Here is a 22027-nt window from a genome sequence, read left to right as displayed (position 1 = left end):
ACGCTCTTTTCAGCTACTTGCGGTGAGCCAATCGCTCAGCGCTGCGGATCCACTTTCTCATAGATAGGCCAACCAGCGGCTGTTAAGTCAGGGTTTGTGAATTTATCTCCCACGGTTGTTCCATTTTCTCGGGCGTTTTGTAAAAATGACTACAGAAATGCCTGACTGACTGCTTCTTGTTCGCCCAAGCTTCCTTCGACTCAAGATCGGTCTGTCGCCCGCATTAACTCCTCAGAGGCGACCTCATGATTCCACAAGTTCATTCCCAAACCGACCGCAAGCCCGCTGCTGGCTGGCAGCCTGTTTGTCATATTACCTACACCCGCGACACCTGGGTCAAGTTGGCCGAGCCGCTCAGCGCCTATGCCGCCGATGAAGCCAAGCTGCTGTGTCAAGAGTCGCCCGATACCTGGGTCGTCTGGGTGCCCGACCACGGCGAAACCGTGCTGCACAAAAGCCACTTTTACGCCTAATGCATCCCCAATCTCTGCCCGAGTCAGCCATCGATTGGGATGAGCTATTTGACTACCTGCCCGGCACCCTTGTCGAGCAGGTAGACCAGCCCGGCATTCTCTACGAAATTGAGGGCTACGAAGCCACTATGGTGCCGCCGATCTGGCTGGTGAACGATCCCCGTCCGCGCTACCCCCACGAGCTGCGGATTGTGTCTCGGCAGCCGGCTCGGGTCTGTGCTCTAGAGCCGACTGCGCCCCCGCCTAGGACGATGCACCCCGTTTGAGCAATTTTTCTTGCCAGTTGCGCGACAGCAGGGGGCAACTCGCCAGCTCCATCGCCGCCACGCGATCGCCCAAACCATGGTGCATGATGCTGTTGGCGCGAGCTACAGTCCATTCGGGGTAGGGGCGATCGCACAGCACCATCGCCAGCCCCGGCTCTACCACACCTTCTTCCAGCACCCGAAAATACCAGCCGCTGCGGCCGTTGGCTTTCACCTGTAGCGCCAGATCCTCCACCCGCCAGCGGCGAGACAGTTTCCAGCACGGCTGCCGGGGCTGCGATACCTGGACTTTGGCGCTGCCGATCGCGTAGGTGTCGCCAATACAAACCTCGGCCTCGGTCTGCCCCGCCACGGTGAAATTTTCGCCAAAGCCACCGTAGGGCAGCTCGGGGTTGTGTAAGTGCGATCGCCATTCAGGATAATGCTCGGCACTGTAGGCCAGTACGGCCTTATCAACGCCGCCGTGGTTTTTCAAATCCGCTTGGCCATCCCCGGCTAAGTTGGTGTAGCCCAACCACACCTCACCATTGATGGGCTGCTTGAAGAAGCCGGTGGTCCAGCGCTGATCCATGGGGTTGGGGGCGGCTTCAGTGCCCAGGGTTTGGGGCAGGCCCACCTGAATCGAGACAATCTCAGGCATCGTGTCAAACATGAGCGACAAAAAAAGAGCGTGTCCTACTAAGACACGCTCTCTCTAGGATACGCTTACTGGTTCAGGACATCCCGCTTGTGCTGGGGTGCTGCTGCAATCGCGGCCACCTGCGACCTGAGTTCCTCAGGTACGCCCATTTCTTCTAAAGTCAGCATCAGGTCTTCGGCAACGGCATCAAAGTGTTCGCTGTTTAGGCCGTGGTTTGCGACTAGCTCTTGGTGGGCTTCGCGCATGTAGCGACCGTCGTACTTATCGGTGCCGCCAAAGGCATAGGTCAAAAAAGCCTTTTGGTGCCCCCGCTGCTTGGTCATATTGACGTTGGCAAAGAAATGCTTGATGCGATCGTCTTGTAAGACCCGCTCGTAGAATTTTTCGACCGCTAGGTCAACGGCAAGGGTACCGCCAAGTTGGTTAAAAAGAGTTGTCATAGTCCGCTCCAGGATAAGGGGTAGCGCTCTTAAAATGCCCTACCCCAGCGACACCATCTTTACTCTAGGCACCCCAACCAAGTTTCTTAATAGCGAATCTGGAGCGTCACCTGGGCCTGTACGATTTGCTCTCCCCCTACCACTGGAGTAGAGGCATCGGCCGACATGCCAGCGTACTCGGCCTGCCGCATCATCGGTACTGGCACAGGCGGAGCTGCCCCATTGATTTGAACGCTGACAATCTCCTGCGATCGCAGATTCAAACTCCCCAGCACCACCCCCGCCTGGGATTGGGCATCTTCTACCGCCTCACGCAACGCCTGCTGCCGAGCCGTCTCTAGGGCCGCGTCTTCGGCCACAAAGCTAACGCTGCGAATCTGGTTAGCCCCGGCATCCACGGCATCGTCGAGCAAAGCGCCAGCGCTCTCGGTGGGCACGCGAAAGCTGACGGTGTTGCTGCCGGTGTAGCCGATCACATCGTTGCGGCCATTTTCGTAGTTGTAGCGGGGGCTGAGCTGAATGCCAGTGGTTTGAAGCTTTTCGACCCCTCGCGATCGCAGCAACTCAACCACTGCTGCCGTGCGCTGGGCCACCTCACGCTGCACCGCTTCGGCATCGGTGCCTTGCACGTCTACTCCTAGGTCAACCTGGGTTTTGGTCGTCTGCACCGACTCCTCGCCCTGACCAGTTACGGTTAGCGTTCTCATAGCCGCCTCCTGGGCGATCGCTGCTGGGGTAAAAACGGGCACAAAACCGAGCCCTGATATCAGGGTCGCCGACATCACTGCCGCTGCCGCCATCCGTCTGGGGGTAAAAGACTTAATTTTCATGGACCTCACACTCATTTATAGAAGTTTGTCCATTCACTGTGCCACGGCGATCTCAGCCCAGCGGCGTTGTTACCAATTTAGATACAGAGTTCTGAGGCCAATAGGTTCGGTAATCCAGAGCTATAGTGCAGCGACTGACAATGACGTTTCAAGAACTCATTCAAGAAGCTTGACGGCTCGGCTGGCAAGACCAGCTGCCCTTAGCCGCTCGCTATTGCACTGGGCTGAGGTAAAAGCTGAATAGAGGCAATCAAACCCTAGATTCTACAGATAGGCCACCGTTACCCCAGTGCCACCATCGGCCTGGGCCGCAGGCTCAAACCGTTGAATCTGCGGATGGCGTTTGAGGTACTCATGTACCCCCGCCTTGAGCTTGCCAGTGCCGTGACCGTGGATAATCCACAGAGCACCACTGCCCTGAGCGATCGCCTCCTCTAGCACCGCCTCTGACTCAGCCACCCGCATGCCGCGCAGATCGATCGTGTTGCGGCTAGTGCGAATGGCGGGAGCAGGGGGCGCAGCCTGGGCAGCGGGTACGGTATCGATAGGCTTTGTCTTAACGGGTACCTCCGCCTTTTCACCCCGCAGCGATTCGATATCGGCTAGGCTGACGGTGGTTTTCATCAGCCCAAAGCGCACGGTGATGCGGTGGTCGTCGTCGGGGGCGGTCAGCACCTCCGCAGTCTGACCCAAGCTGGGAATGCGCACGCGATCGCCCACCGCCGGCCGGTAACCCGGTTTCGCGGGAGTCGGCGCAGCCGCAGGCAAACGAGATTGGGCGATCGCATCCACCGCTGCCGTGGCTCGCTGGGCATCTTGCGCCGTGGCATCGCCCTGCTGCAACCGGCGAATTACTTTGGCAATGTCGCGCTTGGCGTCGGCGATCGCCTGCTGCACCGCCGCCTGCTGCTGGAGCTTGAGTTCCTGCTCGCGATCGCGCAGCATGTCGGCTTTGTGCTGCACCTCACGGTGCAGTTTTTCGGTAGCGGCCAGCAGTTCGGCCGCCTCCTGCGATCGCTCCTCCTGCTGGCGTCGCTGGGCCTCCAGCCCAGCAATCACCTGGTTAACATCGTCTTGTGACCCCGTCGCCATCAGAGTTGCCGCTGCATCAATTACCCCAGCATTTAGCCCTAGTCGGCGAGCAATAGCTAGTGCATTCGATCGCCCCGGAATGCCCCACAGCAGCCGATAGGTCGGCGACAGCGTCGCCTCATTAAACTCCACCGACGCGTTTTCAAACCGCGCGTCCTGATACTTCAGCGCCTTCAGCTCACCGTAATGGGTTGTGGCCATGGTCAGCCGCGCCCGCTCGGCCAGGTGCTTGAGCAGGGCAATGGCCAGGGCAGTGCCCTCCGTTGGGTCGGTACCAGCGCCAACTTCATCGAGCAGTACAAGGGCGTTGGCTGAGGTGGGGGGGTGGAGGCGTGGATGAGGGGATGGGGGGATGCGGGGATAGGGAGATGCGGGGATGGGAGCATCCGCAGACTCTGATAAATCCTCCACTTCCGATTCGTTTGTCGGTGAAGGTCTACTAGAGTTGGCGAAGCCTATCCCAAGGGCGTGTTGCTCTTCCTCATCTCCGCCACTTTCCTTATCTCCCCTACTTTCCTCACCTGCCCCACCACTAAGCGCTGCCAAAATCCGCCCAATCCGGCGAATATGGCCCGAGAATGTCGATAGGCTCTGCTCGATCGATTGCTCGTCGCCAATGTCGGCCAACACCTGCCCAAACCAGGGAATTTCCACAGGTTCACGGGCCGGTACGTAGAGGCCCGCGCGGGCCATTAGCGCCGCTAGGCCCAGGGTTTTGAGGGTAACGGTTTTGCCGCCGGTGTTGGGGCCAGTAATGGCCACCACCCGCAGCTCTGGGCGAATCAGCAGGTTGATCGGCACCACCTCAGGCCCCTGCTCGTGGCGCTGCTGCCACACCAGTAACGGGTGGCGCAGCTGACGCAGGGTGGTCTGCTCTTGGGGTTCGATAAACCGAGGCGGGTTAGCCTCTAGCCACAGCGAGTAGCGAGCGCGGGCGTGAGCTAGATCCAATTCGGTGACCACTGCTAGCAAATGGCTTAGGTCGTCATAGACCTCTGCCACCGCGTCGCTAAGCTGCCGTAGAACAATATCTTCCTCGGTCTTTTCCTGACGCAGCAGCTGGCGCAGACGATTGCCCAGTTCGACTACCGACTGAGGCTCGATGTAAAGGGTGGCCCCGCTGGCTGAAGCATCGTGCACAATGCCGGGCACCGCGTCTTTTTGGGGCGCTTTGACAGGCAGCACAAAGCGATCGCCCCGTTGGGTAATCAATAGCTCCTGCATAGCCCCCGACTGGCGCTGCAAAATCCGCTGGAGCCGCTGCTGAATGTCTTGGCGGGTCGATTTGAGGCGATCGCGCACCTCCCCTAGCTTAGGGCTAGCCCGATCGGTGACATCGCCGCGATCGTCAATGCAGTGATAAATCTGCTGTTCCAGCTCGGGATGGGTGCTCAGGTCGGCCACCAAATCCTGCAAAACCGGTATATCCTCCGGCGGCTGAGCATCAATGGTGCGCCGCAGCTGGCGTGCTCCATGTAGGGTGGTGGCAATGGCCAACAGCTCCTCGCCGCTCAATAGCCCCTGGCGATAGGCTCGCTCCACCGCCGTCCCAATATCGCGAATGCCGCCAAAGTTAAGGCCGTTGTTGTGCTGCTCCAGCCAGTCGGCCTCCTGGGTCTGAGTCAGCAGGTTGACGCTAGCTGCTTGGGTTGCAGGGGTGACTAGTGCCTGGGCCGCTAGGGTGCCGCGCTTAGTGGCGGCAAAGGTAGATAAGTGCTGGCACAGCCGAGGCCACTCCAGCAACTCCAGGGTTTCATGGTGAATTAATGGCAGCTCAGACAGGGGAATTACGCTCGCTCAAGACATCCTTTTAGTATAGAGAACTCCCGCCGCACCTGGCTTAGACAGCTAACCCAGCCCCACGATAGACCTGCCCCTGTCTCGGTCTGATATAGTTCAACCCGCAGTTCTAAGCCATCGGCTTAAATCAATTCAGATGCCGCATCACCGAGAAAACACGCTGCCCACACGTCCTAACCGTTGTTAAGCCCCCCTCAATATATGACCACCCAATACCCCTACCGGGCATGCTAGATCCTATGAAACCGGCTGCCGCTGCCATACAGTTACGACACCGTGGGCGAGGGTGGTTGCGGTAGCCTCTACAGAACAGATCGGCTGCCAGGACGACTATGCGGGGTATAACCTTCATCTGCCCACAATCCAGTCCCATCTATTCACCGTCCCTGAATCTGTGCCTGAAAACGACCTGGTTAACGCTACCGCTACCGCTCCCACAGCCAGCATCGATCCGTCTCCCCTGCGGGCAAACACAAGCGACACGGTGCAGCAGACGGTGGCGGCCATGGCCACGGCCGTCAAAACCTACGCTCTGGTATATAGCGGCGAAGTTTTAGTGGGGGTCTTTGGCTACGCTAATGTTGCCCAGGCCACGGCTGAGTTAGCCGACCTAAGCGAGGTTTTAGTTGAGCAATGGATGACTCCCCTCAGTCAGTTGCAACCCTTGGGTCCGTGCCTAGCTTGGCCGCTGGCCATGAGCGCGCTATATCCCGAGCAGCTTTATCTGTCCGTTGTTGACCAGGCTCACCACTGGTTAGGGCTGCTGGCCCCCGACGGATTCTACACGCTTCCCCGCTTTGCGGCGGCCGCTACCGACCAAGCTGAACTTACCGCCTGTCACTACTCCGTCGCTTTGTTTCAGCAGCAGCAAGAGCGCCTAGCCCTGGCCCTCAAGGGCGCCCAAATGGGCACCTGGGACTGGGATCTAGCCCAGGGAACGATAGTGATCTCTGATGAACAAGAGCGCTTGCTAGGGCTGGCTCCCGGCGAGTTTAGTGGTACCTACGAGACCCTGTTCACCTACGTGCACAAAGACGATCAGACCACGGTGCAGCAGGCCCTACAGCAGGCGATTCAGTTAGGACAGCACTACGGAATTGAGTTTCGCGTGCTCCATAAAGACGGGAACACGCGTTGGTTGTCATCTCGAGGTCAAGTCTTTAAGGACAGTGAGCAGACCTCTCGACTGGCTGGGGTCACCCTCGATATTTCTGAGCAAAAGCGAGTTGAGGCTGAAATCAAACTCCAGTCGCAGCGAGAGCGGCTGGTGGCCAAAATTGCCCAGCGCATTCGCCGCGTGCTTGATTTGGACAGCATTTTGGCGCAAACCGTTACCTCAGTGCAAGAGTTTATCGAGGCCGATCGCGTCATCGTCGTGCAGTGTGAGTCCGACATGAGCGGTCAGGTCATTCAAGAAGCCTGCTCGGCATCCTATCTGCCGATGCTGGGCTGGGCCATGCGCGACCCCTGGTCGGTGGGCGAAAAGTTTTTGGCTCACTACAGGGCCGGGCGGGGACTAGCGGTAGAGAATATCTACACCCAAAATTTGCCTGCCTCTCAGCTAGGGTTTTTAGAATACTTTCAAATTCAGGCCGAAATTGTGGTGCCCCTGCTGCAAGATCAAACCCTGTGGGGCTTACTGATTGCCCACCAGTGCCAGGCACCCCGAACCTGGCGGATGGCCGATGTCCGGCTGCTGCAAAACCTAGCGACCCAGGTGGGGATTGCCATTCAGCAGGCCAAAATGCACCAGGAGCTCACCCTAGCCAACCAGCGGTTGCAGCGCATGGCCTACCTCGACGGGTTGACCCAGGTAGCCAATCGCCGTCGACTAGAACAGTATCTAGATCAGGAATGGCGGCGCATGAGCCGAGAAAATGGGCCTATAGCACTGATTATGGCCGATATTGACTGCTTTAAAGGGTATAACGATCGCTACGGGCACCAGGCTGGAGATGTCTGCCTGCGGCTGGTAGCCCGCATCCTCAACCGCGCCGCTAAGCGCCCCGGCGACCTGGTAGCCCGATACGGGGGAGAAGAATTTGTGATCGTACTGCCCAATACTTACCTTGAGGGAGCCGAAACCGTCGCTGAAGACATTCGCCTGATGATTCGTAGTCACCGCATTCCCCATGAGGAGTCGGTCGTGGCCAGGGTGGTTACCCTAAGCCTGGGGGTGGCAAGCGCCCAACCTGCCAGCGACGGCAGCTCTGCCGACCTGATTAAGCAGGCTGACGAAGCCCTCTATACGGCCAAAAATGAGGGGCGCGACCAGGTAAGAGTAGCTTCTCCCAAGCGATCGCACTAAAGCTCTAGCCAACGAAGACGACAGGTTGCGGAAAGAGTTTTAACTATAAGGTTCGGTTCAAGGTAATTGTGCACCTTATACCCTAAACCTTGCACCCCAAACGTCCATGACTCGTTAAAATCACCCGAGCCGCCCACCTTTCCTCAAAATTAGACCGCTCCCCGCTCTCAGAAAATTTTCAGGGTTGTAGATTGTAATAACAAGGCGTGTTGAGCCTGAGCTGAGGCAACTCAATTGCCTCGGCAACCGTATTGATGAATGCTGTTTTACCTACCTAGGGTCCATGGTTCAGTCTCCTCCCTCTCCAGCGATCGCCGTTACCCCCTTTGCTCAGCGGCTGGGGCAGCCTCTCACCAAGCTGCCGATTACCGTGTTGCAGGTGAATCTGGGCCGCAAGTGCAACCTGGCTTGTACCCACTGCCACGTGGAGGCTGGGCCCAAGCGCACCGAAGAACTTTCACCCGAAGTCTGCGACCAGTTAATCGAGCTGATCCAACGGTTTCCACAGATTGCTACCGTTGATCTGACCGGCGGTGCCCCCGAAATGAACTATGGCTTTCGCCCCCTAGTGGAAGCGGCGCGGCAGCTGGGCAAAACGGTGATGGTGCGATCGAACCTGACCATTTTCTTTGTGCCTGAGCTTGAAGACCTGCCAGAATATTTTGCTCGCCATCAGCTGCATGTGGTGGCTTCGCTGCCCTGCTATCTCGAAGACAACGTCGATAAACAGCGGGGTTCTGGGGTCTACACCGAGTCTATCCGCGCCCTACAGCGGCTCAACCAGCTGGGTTACGGCCATGACCCAGCCCTGCGCTTAGACCTTGTCTACAATCCGCCCGTGCCCCGAAGTGCCGAGTTTTCGCTGACCCCCAGCCAGGCGGTGTTGCAGAGTGACTATGAAGCCTATCTGCGATCGCACTTTGACATCGCCTTTAACCAGCTCTACACCATCACCAACTTGCCCATTGGCCGGGTTAAGCAATATTTGGAGGGCAAAAATCTCTATGTGCCCTACCTGCAATTTTTGGCTCACCATCACAACCCTGCCACTGTGCCCCATCTGATGTGTCGCCAAGAGCTTTCCATCGACTACGAAGGCCACATCTACGACTGCGACTTCAATCAAATGGAAGCCGTGCCCAGTCTGGGGCGCAGTGGTCAACCGCTGACCGTGGCCGACTTGCTTGCAGCTAACTCCCTCGATGCGATCGAGACCGTGCAAACCCGGCCCTACTGCTATGGCTGCACCGCCGGCAGCGGGTCTAGCTGTGGCGGTGCTCTCACCTAGGCGGTTTGAGAACTAGGGCATCGGGAAATCTGCCGCCAGAGCAGCCCCCTCTAACCCCAGAGCTGAGGCATATTTCTGAATGAAGGCGCGAATATAAAACGGTTCTGGCAGCTGATTCAAATTGCCGGTTTCGAGCGCCCTCAAGGTATAAGTTTGAATGAACGTCCGCTGGTAAACATCCTCCAGCGACAGCGACTTCTCTTGCCGAGTCTGCTGGAGGTAGGCCCCCACCTTTTTCAAACTGGCTTGCTGCACCGACGCAAAGTCGGCCCTAGCCTGCATCTTTTTGGCTAACGTTTCGTGAATGTAGGCGCGCTGCTCAGAGAAACGGGCTGAGGTAGTTGGCGTGGTTGCCACCTGGGGCCGAGCCGAAATTGCGTCTGGTCGAGGTTGAGCAGTAACTCGCTGGGGTGCAGCTGGAGCCTGCTTATGGGTAGCTTCTTCTTGGGTAGGTCCGCTGGTCTCGCTGTCTTGCAGTCGCTGGTCAAGCCGGTAGCGATTGAGCAGGCCCAAGGCCACCAGGGTAGTTACGGGCAGAGTTGCTACTGCCACCTGTTGCGCCGCCATCGACATGGCTGCCGTCGCCCCGGCCCCAATAATCAGCGCGTATTCTGAAGCAGGGGGTAGCTTAGAGCCAGAAAAGTGAGGAGTCTTCATAGCACCTTTTGAGAAGTCTCATGATTTTTATCCTTTCGCTGGCGTCAGACCCTCATCCGGAAGGAGCGCTAAAGTCCTCCTAACGGTATTCCTGCTAGAGAGGACGACGGCTAGAGGATGCTCTCTATTCCAATCACCTCTATATCTAGGCCAGTTCCTTTAGGAACTCAGCATGCTGAGCCCCAACATTTTGAAACACTTAAGCATGGGACGTGACTGGTTCCGAGAAAACCAGGGATCTCTGCTCGAGTTGCGACCTTTACCGAGGCCACAGCCGTGACACGGTGGCCGAGCGCCCTAGGTAGAGAGGACGCAAGTGCTGCCAGGCAGCCACAAACCATCGCCGCGCTGTCTGACTTGACGGGCCTCGATACCGACACAGCAACCCCGATTGCAGCCGGGTGACGCCGATGTCACCAGGTTGGTCTATTGGCCACAGCTGGCGCAGAGCACCCACAGCGTCACTGTCAAACGAGTGCCCCACCACGGCAAAGCTCCCCACCACCGGGTGCCCCGCCAAGCCGTTAGCGCTGTAAAGGGCCGCACTGCCCCCGGTTAAGTGCTGGCGATCGAGCCATAGGGGCTGGTCAGCTTGCCAGACTTCGAGGCGCGATCGCCACTGGCCCTGCTCAAAGGTCTCTCCTCGGGCGCTACGGCCAAAGCGGGTGATCTCCCAACCAGCCCAGATGGCTCCAGGGGCCAGGTCAACCCGCAGCGCTTGGCTGTAGTGAGCCTGGTTAAACACAATGGTTTCTTGGGGGAACCATTCCAGACAGCTCTCTGGCGCGAGGGTGATGTTTACCTGCTGGTTGCTGCTAGCGGTGTCTGCGCTGCCGTAGACCTTACTGGCGGCGGCGGTGGTTATAAGCGCCTGGGCACGCGGGGCGACGGCCAATTCCACCATCAGGCTGTCGCCTCCCACCAGGCCCCCAGCGGTATGTACCAGCACGGTATGGCACAGCCCTTCCCCTTCGGGATATAGGGGGCGCTGCACTCGCAAGGGGGCACGGGTATAGGTCTGGGTCGGCACACACCGACCCGACTCCATGGCATAGCTGAGCCGGGCTAACCCTCGCCAGCCCGGGTGAGCCTCAGAAGTCTGAGCCGATGACTGAACCATAGATTTCTAACGCCGGTAGCTCTTGGGCACCGAAAATTCTGAATGCCCGGTCTGCCTGCGCAGGTTCTGGCAGCGCAGCAACTCGTTAACGGTGAGCACCCGCCGACCCTCCAAGGGGGGCACTGCTTCAATGGCACGAATCAGAGCCGCAGCGGCGTCGGCCTGGTCGTAGCCACGCCGCAAGGCTACCTGCACCGCCTTATCATCGGCAGCAATCTCGATTTGGGGGCCAGTGACACCACGCCAAATTTGCCAGCTAGCCAGGGCTGTGACCCCAGCGGCGGCCACTACACCCACCGCGTCGCCCTGGAGCAGCTCTACCACGCTGCCAACTAGTCCAGCCCCGGCCATGGCTTGATACCAGTTGGGCTTGAGCACGTTAGTCATGGTCACCCAGCTCACGGTGCGCAAAAACAGCAAATCGCGCTCGGCCACGGCCAGCTGATGCCACAAATCAAGGTTGATTGAGACGGTGTGAGCCGACTGCCAAGGGCGCGGAAACTCAGCCTTAATGACGTTCAGCTGGCGATCGCTGAGCATCAGCTTAGTTTTCATGCGGGCGGTGGCGGGCATCAGCTCCCGCAGTCGACCAATTTCTGCATTGGGGTTAACCACAGTCACACCATCCCAAAAATCACCTCCAAGCCTACCACTTCTAAGGGCTAGACCGCACGTCATGCCTGGGTTGGGCCTGGGTTCAGCGCCAGCCCAACCAGCTAAAAAATGTCTGGCCAGTGACCAGCTCTAGCAGCAGCAGTGCCACAAAGCCCACCATGGCAAATCGGCCATTGATGCGCTCAGCATAACGATTCCAACCAAAGGCAGGCGCGGGCTCGGCAGCGGCCTCAGGAATAGGGACAGTAGGATTTGAGTCGTGAGTCATGGTTGGAGCAAGTAACGTCTGTGTAAGAGCATCTTACTTTTTTCCCCCGTCTTTTTTCTCGACAATGCGGACAGGAATACCACTATCCAAATACTCTTTTAGAGCAGCGGTAAACTTATCTTCTGCGGTTTTGGGCTTAGGCTCTTTGATTAATGATTTCCCCAATAGGGCTTCATTGGTCCACACAATGAAGACCAGAATGAGCACGATGACAAATTCCATAATTGTTTCGGTGACTTAGTTTCAGGGATCCGGCAGGCTGCGTTTCAATGCATACAGAGTGGGGGTTTAAGTTAGCTACAGGGAAGCAGCGCTGAGTTCCGGAAGCAATTTGCCCAAACTATATCGAAAGATCCTGAAACGGCACGGTTAATTCAAATGTTCAATGAAATGGCGGTAATTAAACGTTAGTTAGTAGGGCGCGACAGCTTTAGGCACAAAAGACTTTTGGGATTTTCTGCGGCACCTAAAAACTCTAAGGTGGCCCCTAGGTGGAGCGCTAGACGAGCAGCTAGCTGGTAGCGAAACTCAGGCGATAGGGCAGCCATGGCGGACGGTGGAGCCTCGCCAGGGTTTGCCCCCAAATGCAAAGCAATGTTACCGGTGGTGGGGTCTTCAGACACTGTCAGGCTGATCTGCGGACTTCCTTGGGCCAGGGCAGCTTCAATCAGCATGACTAGGGCTTGCTCTAACCATGCCGGATCAGCTTGAACCTGTAGATTGGCCTCTACCGGCCCCACAATTAACCGGCAGTGGCGGTTGATGCACTGCATTTCGATCATGCGCTGTACGCGGGTGATCAGCGGCTGGAGCAAGGTGGTGGCGAGCCGGGGGTGCAGAGCACCAATATCGAATTTGGAGAGAGTGATCAGCAGATCGAGATTCTTGAGCACGGTTTGAATGGCCTGATTGGCCTGGGCAATGAACTCGCGCTCTTCGGCGGGGCTTTCGCACAGGTCTTCGAGAATTAGTTGGTGCAGGCTGATGATTTGGTTAATGGGTGACCTGAGCTCGTGGGAGGCCGTACCCAAGAAGGCCGCCTGCTGCTGTGCTTGGTGTTGCAGGCGATCGTAGGCCAGCTGTAGCGTTTCGAGATCGGTAAAGTCTTGACCTTGGGGATAGTCCATTGCGGCAGCTGTCCATTGCGATAGATGAGTTCGCCTCTGCTAGCCTAACTCTGGGCGACAGGTCGAAACCGCTTTTAAGCAGTTTCGACCTTAGGCAAAGCTACTGCGCCCGATCGCAGCACTGTCCAGCCACCCTCTTGCCAGCGCACTACGGTCGAGGGCAGCCCTGAGCCCTGGGGCTGATTTGGGGGGGGAACCTCAACCTGGAGGAAGGCGTAGATCTCAGCCTGGGTCGCCTGATCTAGAGTAAACACCTGGGGAAAGCTGGCCTCGATCGCCGTCATGGTCTCCAAGGGCGGCTCCCCCGAACGGTTGGCGCTGGTGGTGGCCAGCGGCCCGGTGTGGCCTAGCAGATGCCTCGCTAAGGGATGGTTAGGAACTCTCAGCCCCACGGTGCCTGTCTGCTGAGGGTTCATAGCCGGGGGCAAGCGATCGCTAGCGGGCAGCACCAGGGTTAGCGCGCCGGGCCAATACTGAGTTGCGATCGCACTCCACTGAGCTAACTCATCCTCAGTTCCGTCAACGTAGGGCCGCAGATCCTCAAGGCTGGCCCCCATGAGAATCAGCGGCTTGTCGGGGCTGCGCTCTTTGGCGGTGTAGATGCGATCGCCTGCCTCGGGCCACGCCGCCAGCGCTGGCACCGTATCGGTGGGAAAGCTGATCAGTTCCCCCGCTTGCACCGCTGCAACCAGTTCTCGTAACGCTACCTGTGGCATAGGCTGCACTAAATTAATCAACTTTTCCCCAACGGATTGTAAACCCGTACCCCCAGCGGGTGACACCCCCCCTGATCGCCTCACCTTCGCCAACTCCACAATGGGAACTGTCGCCTAGGAGATCGCCCATGAATCCCATTTCCAGCCATGACCACAGCGCCGCCCTCAATGACCAAGGCTGCACCCTTTGCGTACAGAGCCAGTTTGCTCAGGCGCTAGCGATCTTTGATCAGGCGTTAGCCCTAGACAGCACCTACTGCACCGGTTGGAACAATCGTGCCAATGCCCTCTGTGGCCTTAATCGCCAGGCCGAAGCCCTAGCTGCCTATGACAAAGCCGTCGCCCTCAACCCCCAGTATCACCAGGCCTGGTTTAACCGAGGCAAGCTGCTAGCTGAAATGGGTGCCTACGGCAACGCGGTGGAGTCATATAACCGGGCGATCGCTCTCCATGCCGATCCCGTCTATATCCACTCAAGAGAAGACATTTGGGTCAAAAAGCAGTTGATTGCCACGGTTTAGCTATAATTCAACGTGCTTTTAAGTAGATCAAAGATTCAGAGCTAAGGACGCTGTTGACATGTTGATGGTGTTGTTTGCTCAGTCTTAATTGCGGATAAACTATTAATCCACAAAGAGCTTTAATGTCCTAAGCCTAGAGCAATTAAGACTGCAAAAAGCTGAATTTTTCTTACTGCCCAAGATATTTAAGCTATTCCTTGAACAGTAGGTTTATTGGCTTCTTAAAGGACTCTTAATTCATTTTCTCCCTAGGCTTATTGTTGCCATTAGGCTTTCTTAGGGTTGAGTCTGTAGCGTTTACCATGGCGGATTTGACCATGTTTAGGACGCTATGGAGAGTGTTGTATGACGAGCAGACAGAAATTTAATCGCTATATTCTAGCTGGAGCGGTAACCACCGCAGTAGCGCTAGGCATTGGCGTCCCCAGCGCGGTTTCTCAAAATTCCATTATTCAGATTGATGGGTCTAGCACTGTCTACCCCATATCTGAGGCCATGGCCGAAGAATTTATGGCCGCAAATCGTGGCACTCAGGTAACCGTGGGCGTGTCGGGGACTGGCGGCGGTTTTAGCAAATTTTGCGCTGGCGAACTCGACATCACCGGTGCTTCGCGCCCCATCAAAGCCTCCGAAGTCGAAGCCTGCGCCGCCGCTGGCATTGAATACATTGAAGTGCCCGTCGCCACCGACGCGCTGACGGTGGTCATTAACCCCGAAAACGATTGGGCCGACGAAATGACCGTAGAGCAGCTGCAAACGCTGTGGAGCCCTGAATCCCAGGACACCGTTACCCGCTGGAATCAGATCGACCCCAGCTGGCCCAACGAGCCCATCGAGCTGTTTGGCCCTGGTACCGATTCGGGCACCTTCGACTACTTCACTGAAACGATCGTGGGTGAGGCAGGTTCTAGCCGCGCCGATTACACCGCCAGCGAAGACGACAACATTCTCGTGATTGGCGTCAGCCGCGACCCCAACGCCATTGGCTACTTTGGTCTGGCCTACTACCTCGAAAACCAGGACACCCTCAAAGCAGTCGCCGTCAACGGCGTTGAGCCCACTCCGGAGAATGTCGAGAATGGCACCTACGCGCCTCTATCTCGGCCCATCTTTGTCTACGTCAAGAAGAGCAGCCTAGAGAGCCGCCCCGAGGTGCGCGCCTTTGTCGAGTTCATGCTCGAAAACGGGCCTGAGCTTGTGCCTGAAGTGGGTTATGTGCCGCTGTCTGAGCAGCGCTACGCCGACATTCTGGCTGAGCTATCAGGTTTGTAGGTTGCGCTTAGCTTGACGCGATCGCCCTCTCGGGCAGAGCCTGACCACTAGAGCAGCCAACCCTCGGGGAGACCGTTCATTCCCGAGGGCTGGCTGCGCCTATCCACTGAAGCTAACTCACCCTGTATCAGTGTTTTAACGCTGCCACTATCCTTAGCACCTATGACCATTGGGGAATCTGTAACATCACCTCGGCCGGTATCGCCCCCGAAGCGACCAACGCCATGGCAGCATCGAGCCAAGCTACTATTAGCGCCACTGTTCGGCCTATCGCTAGTGCTTCACGGGCTGGTGCTGCTGGCCCCAGCCCCCTCGCCGCAACCGATTCCCGAGGCTGAGGATGCGATTGCCGAAGACGAGTTTGTCGATCTGCTGAGCATCGGCACTCTCAACACCCCCAAGCCTGAGGCAGCCCCGACCCCGTCAGCAGCTGCCCCATCGCCTCTGGCCCCCGCCTCCCCGCCGACCCAAGCGATCGCGCCGCCTCCCGCCCCCACTCCAGCTATCGCCGAGCCGGTCTCGAGCAATAGCCCACCTCCGCCAGAGCCCGCCGCCGAGCCAGCAGCTGCTACAGCCGTAGTGCCCAATGAGGCCGTGGCCGAAATTTTTACCCGCCTCACCCGTGGGTCAGGCGACAGCGATTTTGACTCTACTGAAACCTCATTTCCGGCGATCGCTTACCTGATCCCCCAGGGCATTGCGACCTGGTCGCCCCAGGAGCAGGCCTGCTTTTTTACGCAAATTAATGCCGATACCTACAGCACTCTGCCCAGCGTGGTGTCGCTGCGCTACCTGACCCGCAACGTTCAGTTCATCGAAGAGCAGGATATTCCCCGCACCTTTCCAGCACCGCAGTATGCTGTGAATCGTGTGGCCAACGGCTACTGCGATCGCCCGCTGTTTGAGGTGTTTCAGGAAGGGCAGCCCTACCTGTTTATCTCCCTGGTGGGCATTGGCGTAGGAGCCCCTGGGCAACAGGCCTCCGGACTGGTAATTATCTGGGCCAGTGACCCCCGCTCGCGCTAGCAACCCAGTTAGAGAACTGGCCACGGCAACCCAGTTCTATGGCTGCATAGTAGGTGGTTAACGGGTAGTTTAAAGCGTAGGCCAGTAGCATAGTTCTCCTCGTAGATTTGGTATGACGACTCGTTTTGCTCCCCCTGAGCGTTCTAGGCCCCTGTGGCAAAAGCTGTTAGCCCCCATGCTGCTAGCATCCCTGGGCCTGCACGGGCTGCTGCTGCTGCTGCCAACGGGCACCGATGATGTCCCGGTTCCCCCTCCGGACCCGGAGCAAGACAGCGTGGCCATTACCCGCGTGCCCCCCGCAGGCGAGGCAAACGTAGCCGCGATCGCAGGCACAGGCGCAGGCGCAATTGCCTCCCCCTCCACGCCGCTGCAGCGGCCTTCAACGGCCTCAGTGGCACCTGTAGCTCGAGCGAATGATCCTGTTGTTCGGTCGGCCCGCCCCCAAGCCCGCTCTAGAGCAGGTACCCCACCGTCGCAACCCCGCTCCCAAACTGCCTCACCCACGCGTGCTCAGCCCACTCAACTCCCACCCGCACCTGCCAACCCACCGACTGCGGGTGCTGTCACCCCTACGCCCGCCACTCCTTCCGCTCCGCCATCCACTCAACCCCTGTTTGACGCCGAGCTAGGCCCACAACTGTTGGCCTACGTGTCCACCCTCAACCTGCCCCAAGCCAAGGTTGACCGGGCGGCAGAGTCTATTCAAAACCGGTTTGTCTTTAATGCCGCTGCCGTCACCAATGACGCCTTCAACGCGAACCAGAGTACTTGGGTCAGCACTCTGCGGCAGGAGACCGGCCAGGCAGATCTATTGTCAGAAATCAATCGTTCCGAGTTTTCTACGGTATATCCCCAGCGAGTGTGCCTAGCGGACTCACCGGGCGAAATCAACGTTGGGGCTGTGGTGAACCCCGACGGGTCTTGGCGAGGTGAGCCTGCTTTGTTGCGCAGCTCGGGCTACGGCATCCTCGATCGCAAAGCCCTGCAAGAAATTCAGCGCCACCGCTTTGCGCCGGCCGAAGGCATCAAAGCCTACGTGCTCACCATCGACACCAGCGTTGACTACGGCGATCGCCCTTGCCTAGAGCCCAATCCAGTCCCTTAGGAAGCTAGGGCCACTGGGATCGAGCTGCGATCGGTCAAAATCTCATAGCCGGTCTCGCTCACCAGCACCGTGTGCTCAAACTGGGCTGACAGCGATCGATCCACCGTCACCACCGTCCACTGATCTTTCAAGGTGCGGGTCTGCTTAGACCCAGCGTTTAAAATCGGCTCGATCGCCAGCGTCATCCCTGGTAGCAGCTTCATGTTGGGCAGCTGACGGGTGCGAAAGTTAAACACAGACGGAGCCTCGTGCAGGTTACGCCCCACCCCGTGGCCAGTAAAATCTTCAACCACCGTGAAGCCAGAACTGGTGATACAGTCTTCAATTGCTCCCGCGATGTCTAGCAGCGTATTTCCCGGCTTTACTTGAGCAATGCCTGCATAGAGAGCTGCTTCCGCTGCCGTCATCAACTGCTGAGCCTGTGCCGATACCTCGCCCACCGCAATGGTGATGCAGGAGTCGCCGTGGAAGCCATTGTAGTAAGCCCCCGTATCAACCTTGAGCAGGTCACCCCGACGAATTACCTGACGCTTGTGGGGAATGCCGTGCACCACCTGGTCATTGACACAAGCACAGATCGATGCCGGAAAGCCGTGGTAACCCTTAAAACTAGGCGTTGCGCCCAGCTCGCGAATCCGCTTCTCGGCATGGGCGTCTAGATCGGCGGTGGTCATCCCCGGCTGCACCAGGGCCTCGATTTCTTTCAGCACCGTGGCCACAATGCGGGCGGCTCCGCGCATAATCTCTAGCTCGGCCTCGGTCTTCAGCTCTACCCCCCGCACCCGACGGCTGCGCTTGGGCAGGGTATCCTGGTCAGCTCGACCGGGAATCAGATTCGCCAAAAAGTTCATAGGTGATGGGTGACGGAATTTAGAGGCCTCAGCCCCTTACTCAGTGTAATGGGGAAACTAGCGCTTTTGCCTACGCTGGGGTCGGTCATGGCCTAGCGGGTGAGTGTTCGGTTCCTTAGGAGCAGCGGCGGCTCTACGAAGTCCGTAAAGTTCGCTTAAGGATTCCGTAAATACACCTAGGGGACCGGTTCCAGCGATGGGGTTGCCCGGCTAACCTGGGTGAGGATTAACTGATGGTGCAATGGTTAAAGACCGGTCCAGAGGGCCATCGCCCCATCGGCTTTCTCGTTTCTTCTACCGCAGTCAATTCTCTGTATCCTATTGCCCTATCATCACAGTTCATGAAACATTGGTCTGCCATTACCGTTCCATGTCTGGGTTTAGCCCTGGCTCTGGCCAGCCCTAGTTTGGCTGCGGCTGCAGACCCCTTGCCCTCCGGACTACTAGAACTCACCCAGGGCAACTCAACCTACCGCGCCGATCTGCTGCGTTTTAGCGAGGAGCAATCCTGGCTCGTTGACGGCATCGAAACGCTGTTCACAGACCTATACTTTCTCAACCTCAGCAACCTAGCTGCCCCCCAGGAGCTGCGGCTCGAAGATTTTCAGCCCACCGCATTTAGCCAACCCAGCCCCGATCGCCTCAGCGCGAGTTTCTTGGGGACTAATCTGGCCTTTTCCCTCGATTCTGTGCTGTTAGGGGGTGCCCCAGGCAGCTATCGCGCCGCTCGCCACGAAACCGTGACCCTAACCAACACGGGTAGCGACTGGCTTGATGTCAGCCTGTTTAAGTACGTCGACTACGACCTTCAGTTTGACGGCGCGCTCACCAACAACACCGCTTTTTTTACAAACAATACCCTTACCCAAACCGACGCCAACGGTGCCCGGGCCACTCTCAGCGTCGACCAGGCCCCAACGGCAGTGCAGATTAGTCCCTACGGTCCGCTATTGGCTCAGCTCTACAATGTCCCAGCTACGGGGTTGCAAAATACCCCCGGCCCCCTAGTCGATGCTGATATCACTGCCGCCGTTCAGTTTGACCGCTCTCTGGCCCCCGGCGAATCGGTGGTGTTTAAGTTTGTGATGGAAGTGCAGCGCCAGACAACATCAAAGGCCGTCCCCGAACCAGGAACGGCCTTTGCGATCGGTATTGTAGCGGCGGGGCTGGCGCTACTGCGCCGCCGAAATTAGCTGACCAGAAGCCAAACTAGCACTTGTTCAGGTTGAGGCCAACTTCCTTGGCCATAGCTTCAAGCCCCTTGGTTTGAAGGGTTTTGATCGCTTTAGTCGACAGGCGCAGCTTGACCCAACGCTTGCCCTGGGGCCACCACACGCGCTTTTCTTGCAGGTTGGCCTCTTGCAGGCGCTTAGTGCGGCGGTGAGAGTGAGAGATCGAAAAGGCGTTGTTGGCCTTCTTCCCGGTGAGTTGACAATGACGAGCCATGAATATTCTCCAACGGTAATCAAACGGCACAATAGCGCAACTTTGAATTGTAGCAGAAATCTTGGAGCAATCAACCTTCAGAATGCAGCGAGTTTTGCCGAAACTGCCGACCGAATAGGCTTTCTGAGCGCAGTGAATCAACAAGAAGGTACAAGGTTCACGACCCGCCCTACACCTTATACCTTGAACCCTAGCTCTTCAAGCCTGCCACAACTAGCTCAGTCAGGTGCTAGGTAAGAAAAGGTGGGGCCGGGCAGTCAAGGGTAATCACCACCGCCCGCAGCAGCCCCATCTCGGCGGGAGTAACATCGTTGTCGGCCAGCACCGTATGGGCACAGGCATCAACAATGGTCTGTTTGAGTTTGGGGGCAGCTTGTTCTAGACGGCTGAGGCTAGCGTTGATATCAGCGCTGTTAATCGGCGGCAGTTGGTTTGGCGAGGTCTGCGTTTTGGCCCCCGGCATTTGCGAAATACCCAGCTTGAAAGCGTAGATGGCATCCTCTGGGCGAGCGTGGCCGACCCGCGCCAGCAGGGCCAGCACCACAAGGGCGTCACTCCAGAGATCGTTTATGTCGGTGATGGTCGCAGGTTGAGCTGAATGACTCGACAACCGTTTACGCAGAATCAGCTGCAGTGGATAGTTCGAGAGCAGCAGGCGGCCCCCCGGCTGGCTCAGGGCTTGGGCCGTTTGAACAAACTTTTGCCCCGCCTCGGAGTCGAGCTGCTGGAGGGCAGGAACTAACGCCTCTAGCAACAGCAAATCTTGCCCTGGCTTGAGGGCGCGAACCCGATTGTAAATCTGTCCTACTCGTTCCCTGCAATCTGGGCCATAGGTGTTGGACAGGTACTCGAGCTGCTGAGTTTGTAGGGCGGGCTTGGTTCGCACCAGCAGAGCATAAACTACCTCGGCAGCAGCAGTAGGGTTTTGCAGGGCCGCCTTGACTTCGGCGGGTAGCTCGCTTAGCAGCGATCGCACCTGCTCCAACCGTCGGGCATCGGTGGTGCCAATGGCGGTCATAAACTGGCTGGGGGCGGGGGAGGCGATCGCAACAATCCCTTGCTGTACGGCGGTACTTGTGCCCCCATGCAGCCCCATCACCAGCGATTCGTCTGGGGAGCTAACCGATGCCTCGGCGGCCAGGGGAGAACTTCCCTGGGGGATCGGTACCTGGCCTAGGCGTCGCAGTCGCTCGCCCAGGGGCGGATGGGTGGCAAACCACTCCCCCAAGAACGACAAGTTGCCGTTGGCCTCGCCAAACAGTAGGTGGCTGGTGGTTTCGGCCATAGGGGAAACCATCGTTGACCCCGCCGAAATCTGGCCAATTTTGCGCAGCGCCCCAGTCAAACCCTCAGGGTTACGGGTAAACTGCACCGCTGAGGCATCGGCTAAAAACTCTCGCTCCCGCGATACAGCACTTTTGATCAACCGTCCGCACAGCACCCCCAGGTAGCCAATCACCACCATGGCCAGAGCCGCTGCCAACACCGCCCCTGCCCCTTTGTCGTCCTTTGATCGGCGCGACGATCCGTCGGAGTAGCAGCTCAAGCGCAGCACCACCCGCCCAGCAATATAGATCAGCAGCAGACCGTGAATTACCCCAATTAGCTTGAGGTTGAGGCCCATGTCGCCGTTGAGAATGTGGCTAAACTCGTGGCCAATCACCCCTTGCAGCTCATCGCGGTTGAGCTGGTCGAGACAGCCACGGGTCACTCCAATCACGGCTTTGTCAGCGGTGTGACCTGCCGCAAAGGCGTTGATGCCCGGCTCGTCATCCAGCAAGTACACAGCGGGGATGGGGGTGCCCGAGGCCAGTGCCATCTCGCTGACTACATTGATCAACCGCTGCTCATCAGGGTCATCGGTGAGGGGGTTTAGCTCTCGCCCGCCCAAGCCTTTGGCCAGACTGTGGCCCCCCTGGCTGAGCTGGGCCATCTTAGTCGAGCTGCCCACCATCATAAAAGCCAGGGTACCGCTGGTCACCCAAAACAAGATACCGGGCTGCCAGAGCGATAAACCACCAAGCTCTGAGGTGGCTTGGGTGGATAGAACCGCGATCGCAACGACATAAAATGCTGCGATCATCACTGCGATTGATAGCCCAAACAGCAGCAGCAGCTTGGTGGTGTTGCGGCGGGCCTGGTCTTGATGCTCAAAGAAATTCATGA

At 57.9% G+C, this 22027-nt stretch carries 23 protein-coding genes; 9 read left to right on the top strand and 14 right to left on the bottom strand.

Annotation, left to right across the window (positions count from 1 at the left end):
* The first annotated feature begins 245 nt into the window (after window positions 1–245).
* Complete coding sequence (locus NC979_RS11285; RefSeq protein WP_190520676.1) at window positions 246–473, top strand: hypothetical protein; 228 nt, start codon at window positions 246–248, stop codon at window positions 471–473.
* A complete protein-coding gene (locus NC979_RS11280) occupies window positions 473–739 on the top strand; it encodes a hypothetical protein (RefSeq protein WP_190520675.1) in 267 nt (88 codons plus the stop codon). Before NC979_RS11285 ends, NC979_RS11280 begins: the two co-directional genes overlap by 1 nt.
* On the opposite strand, the gene NC979_RS11275 is transcribed toward NC979_RS11280, so the two are convergent.
* The 4 genes from NC979_RS11275 to NC979_RS11260 form a co-directional block, all read right to left on the bottom strand.
* Window positions 717–1391 carry an MOSC domain-containing protein gene (locus tag NC979_RS11275; protein WP_190520673.1) on the bottom strand — a complete coding sequence of 225 codons (675 nt, stop codon included), beginning with the start codon at window positions 1389–1391 and terminating at the stop codon, window positions 717–719. The two genes, NC979_RS11280 and NC979_RS11275, sit on opposite strands and share 23 nt — an antisense overlap.
* A 53-nt stretch (window positions 1392–1444) precedes the next feature.
* Entirely contained in the window at window positions 1445–1819 is a 375-nt protein-coding gene (locus tag NC979_RS11270; protein ID WP_190520670.1) for a group I truncated hemoglobin, read from the bottom strand.
* Window positions 1820–1905: 86 nt separating this feature from the next.
* Window positions 1906–2649 (bottom strand): SIMPL domain-containing protein, encoded by a 744-nt coding sequence (locus tag NC979_RS11265; protein ID WP_242024071.1) that lies wholly within the window; start codon window positions 2647–2649, stop codon window positions 1906–1908.
* Between the two features lie 264 nt (window positions 2650–2913).
* Window positions 2914–5514 (bottom strand): endonuclease MutS2, encoded by a 2601-nt coding sequence (locus tag NC979_RS11260; RefSeq protein WP_190520922.1) that lies wholly within the window; start codon window positions 5512–5514, stop codon window positions 2914–2916.
* 313 nt (window positions 5515–5827) lie between these two features.
* Here NC979_RS11260 and NC979_RS11255 point away from each other — a divergent pair, with 313 nt between their 5' ends.
* Together NC979_RS11255 and arsS are read left to right on the top strand one after the other, a co-directional pair.
* Window positions 5828–7849 carry a sensor domain-containing diguanylate cyclase gene (locus NC979_RS11255; RefSeq protein ID WP_190520668.1) on the top strand — a complete coding sequence of 674 codons (2022 nt, stop codon included), beginning with the start codon at window positions 5828–5830 and terminating at the stop codon, window positions 7847–7849.
* 283 nt (window positions 7850–8132) lie between these two features.
* On the top strand, window positions 8133–9137 hold the full coding sequence (arsS, locus tag NC979_RS11250; RefSeq protein WP_190520666.1) for an arsenosugar biosynthesis radical SAM (seleno)protein ArsS: 1005 nt from the start codon (window positions 8133–8135) through the stop codon (window positions 9135–9137).
* A gap of 12 nt (window positions 9138–9149) precedes the next feature.
* Here the strand turns inward: arsS and NC979_RS11245 are convergent, their stop codons facing one another.
* The 7 genes from NC979_RS11245 to NC979_RS11215 form a co-directional block, all read right to left on the bottom strand.
* Window positions 9150–9794 (bottom strand): helix-turn-helix domain-containing protein, encoded by a 645-nt coding sequence (locus NC979_RS11245; protein ID WP_190520664.1) that lies wholly within the window; start codon window positions 9792–9794, stop codon window positions 9150–9152.
* A 259-nt stretch (window positions 9795–10053) separates the two neighbouring features.
* Window positions 10054–10914: an urease accessory protein UreD gene (locus NC979_RS11240; protein WP_190520662.1), complete on the bottom strand. Its 861-nt coding sequence runs from the start codon at window positions 10912–10914 to the stop codon at window positions 10054–10056.
* Between the two features lie 6 nt (window positions 10915–10920).
* Window positions 10921–11529, bottom strand: a complete 609-nt coding sequence (locus NC979_RS11235) for a DUF3318 domain-containing protein (RefSeq protein WP_347403948.1) — start codon at window positions 11527–11529, stop codon at window positions 10921–10923.
* 82 nt (window positions 11530–11611) lie between these two features.
* Complete coding sequence (locus NC979_RS11230) at window positions 11612–11797, bottom strand: chlorophyll a-b binding domain-containing protein (protein WP_190520658.1); 186 nt, start codon at window positions 11795–11797, stop codon at window positions 11612–11614.
* Between the two features lie 33 nt (window positions 11798–11830).
* Window positions 11831–12019: a hypothetical protein gene (locus tag NC979_RS11225; RefSeq protein ID WP_190520657.1), complete on the bottom strand. Its 189-nt coding sequence runs from the start codon at window positions 12017–12019 to the stop codon at window positions 11831–11833.
* Window positions 12020–12204: 185 nt separating this feature from the next.
* Window positions 12205–12924, bottom strand: a complete 720-nt coding sequence (locus NC979_RS11220; RefSeq protein ID WP_190520655.1) for a sensor histidine kinase — start codon at window positions 12922–12924, stop codon at window positions 12205–12207.
* 74 nt (window positions 12925–12998) lie between these two features.
* Window positions 12999–13640, bottom strand: a complete 642-nt coding sequence (locus tag NC979_RS11215) for an L-threonylcarbamoyladenylate synthase (protein ID WP_190520653.1) — start codon at window positions 13638–13640, stop codon at window positions 12999–13001.
* A 128-nt stretch (window positions 13641–13768) separates the two neighbouring features.
* On the opposite strand from NC979_RS11215, the gene NC979_RS11210 reads away from it, so the two are divergent.
* From NC979_RS11210 to NC979_RS11195, 4 genes are all read left to right on the top strand, one after another.
* Window positions 13769–14161, top strand: coding sequence for a tetratricopeptide repeat protein (locus tag NC979_RS11210; protein ID WP_190520651.1), 393 nt, complete (start codon window positions 13769–13771; stop codon window positions 14159–14161).
* A gap of 345 nt (window positions 14162–14506) precedes the next feature.
* Window positions 14507–15433, top strand: a complete 927-nt coding sequence (locus NC979_RS11205; RefSeq protein WP_190520649.1) for a PstS family phosphate ABC transporter substrate-binding protein — start codon at window positions 14507–14509, stop codon at window positions 15431–15433.
* A gap of 162 nt (window positions 15434–15595) precedes the next feature.
* Window positions 15596–16459, top strand: coding sequence for a hypothetical protein (locus NC979_RS11200; protein ID WP_190520648.1), 864 nt, complete (start codon window positions 15596–15598; stop codon window positions 16457–16459).
* A 112-nt stretch (window positions 16460–16571) separates the two neighbouring features.
* Window positions 16572–17564 (top strand): energy transducer TonB, encoded by a 993-nt coding sequence (locus NC979_RS11195; protein WP_190520646.1) that lies wholly within the window; start codon window positions 16572–16574, stop codon window positions 17562–17564.
* On the opposite strand, the gene map is transcribed toward NC979_RS11195, so the two are convergent.
* Window positions 17561–18415, bottom strand: coding sequence for a type I methionyl aminopeptidase (map, locus tag NC979_RS11190; protein ID WP_190520644.1), 855 nt, complete (start codon window positions 18413–18415; stop codon window positions 17561–17563). The genes NC979_RS11195 and map overlap by 4 nt on opposite strands.
* A gap of 341 nt (window positions 18416–18756) precedes the next feature.
* Between map and NC979_RS11185 the strand changes: the two genes are divergently transcribed.
* The gene (locus NC979_RS11185; RefSeq protein WP_190520643.1) at window positions 18757–19608 is read left to right on the top strand and encodes a PEP-CTERM sorting domain-containing protein; all 852 of its coding nucleotides are present in this window, start codon (window positions 18757–18759) and stop codon (window positions 19606–19608) included.
* A gap of 16 nt (window positions 19609–19624) precedes the next feature.
* Here NC979_RS11185 and rpmB read toward each other — a convergent pair whose 3' ends face one another.
* On the bottom strand, window positions 19625–19861 hold the full coding sequence (rpmB, locus tag NC979_RS11180; protein WP_190520641.1) for a 50S ribosomal protein L28: 237 nt from the start codon (window positions 19859–19861) through the stop codon (window positions 19625–19627).
* Window positions 19862–20090: 229 nt separating this feature from the next.
* A complete protein-coding gene (locus NC979_RS11175) occupies window positions 20091–22025 on the bottom strand; it encodes a M48 family metallopeptidase (protein WP_190520639.1) in 1935 nt (644 codons plus the stop codon).
* Window positions 22026–22027: the final 2 nt, after the last annotated feature.

Origin of the sequence: Leptolyngbya subtilissima AS-A7, assembly GCF_039962255.1 — a bacterium.
Classification (GTDB): Bacteria; Cyanobacteriota; Cyanobacteriia; order Phormidesmidales; family Phormidesmidaceae; genus Nodosilinea.
The sequence above is the reverse complement of the archived record's forward strand: the minus strand, read 5'-3'. Positions and strand labels throughout refer to the sequence as shown.

Bases quoted from the DNA above. Each gene is read 5' to 3' on its own strand.
- NC979_RS11285 (WP_190520676.1), top strand. From the start codon at position 246: ATGATTCCACAAGTTCATTCCCAAACCGACCGCAAGCCCGCTGCTGGC.
- NC979_RS11280 (WP_190520675.1), top strand. From the start codon at position 473: ATGCATCCCCAATCTCTGCCCGAGTCAGCCATCGATTGGGATGAGCTA.
- NC979_RS11275 (WP_190520673.1), bottom strand. From the start codon at position 1,391: ATGTTTGACACGATGCCTGAGATTGTCTCGATTCAGGTGGGCCTGCCC.
- NC979_RS11270 (WP_190520670.1), bottom strand. From the start codon at position 1,819: ATGACAACTCTTTTTAACCAACTTGGCGGTACCCTTGCCGTTGACCTA.
- NC979_RS11265 (WP_242024071.1), bottom strand. From the start codon at position 2,649: ATGAAAATTAAGTCTTTTACCCCCAGACGGATGGCGGCAGCGGCAGTG.
- arsS (WP_190520666.1), top strand. From the start codon at position 8,133: ATGGTTCAGTCTCCTCCCTCTCCAGCGATCGCCGTTACCCCCTTTGCT.
- NC979_RS11245 (WP_190520664.1), bottom strand. From the start codon at position 9,794: ATGAAGACTCCTCACTTTTCTGGCTCTAAGCTACCCCCTGCTTCAGAA.
- NC979_RS11240 (WP_190520662.1), bottom strand. From the start codon at position 10,914: ATGGTTCAGTCATCGGCTCAGACTTCTGAGGCTCACCCGGGCTGGCGA.
- NC979_RS11230 (WP_190520658.1), bottom strand. From the start codon at position 11,797: ATGACTCACGACTCAAATCCTACTGTCCCTATTCCTGAGGCCGCTGCC.
- NC979_RS11225 (WP_190520657.1), bottom strand. From the start codon at position 12,019: ATGGAATTTGTCATCGTGCTCATTCTGGTCTTCATTGTGTGGACCAAT.
- NC979_RS11220 (WP_190520655.1), bottom strand. From the start codon at position 12,924: ATGGACTATCCCCAAGGTCAAGACTTTACCGATCTCGAAACGCTACAG.
- NC979_RS11215 (WP_190520653.1), bottom strand. From the start codon at position 13,640: ATGCCACAGGTAGCGTTACGAGAACTGGTTGCAGCGGTGCAAGCGGGG.
- NC979_RS11210 (WP_190520651.1), top strand. From the start codon at position 13,769: ATGAATCCCATTTCCAGCCATGACCACAGCGCCGCCCTCAATGACCAA.
- NC979_RS11205 (WP_190520649.1), top strand. From the start codon at position 14,507: ATGACGAGCAGACAGAAATTTAATCGCTATATTCTAGCTGGAGCGGTA.
- NC979_RS11200 (WP_190520648.1), top strand. From the start codon at position 15,596: ATGACCATTGGGGAATCTGTAACATCACCTCGGCCGGTATCGCCCCCG.
- NC979_RS11195 (WP_190520646.1), top strand. From the start codon at position 16,572: ATGACGACTCGTTTTGCTCCCCCTGAGCGTTCTAGGCCCCTGTGGCAA.
- map (WP_190520644.1), bottom strand. From the start codon at position 18,415: ATGAACTTTTTGGCGAATCTGATTCCCGGTCGAGCTGACCAGGATACC.
- NC979_RS11185 (WP_190520643.1), top strand. From the start codon at position 18,757: ATGAAACATTGGTCTGCCATTACCGTTCCATGTCTGGGTTTAGCCCTG.
- rpmB (WP_190520641.1), bottom strand. From the start codon at position 19,861: ATGGCTCGTCATTGTCAACTCACCGGGAAGAAGGCCAACAACGCCTTT.
- NC979_RS11175 (WP_190520639.1), bottom strand. From the start codon at position 22,025: ATGAATTTCTTTGAGCATCAAGACCAGGCCCGCCGCAACACCACCAAG.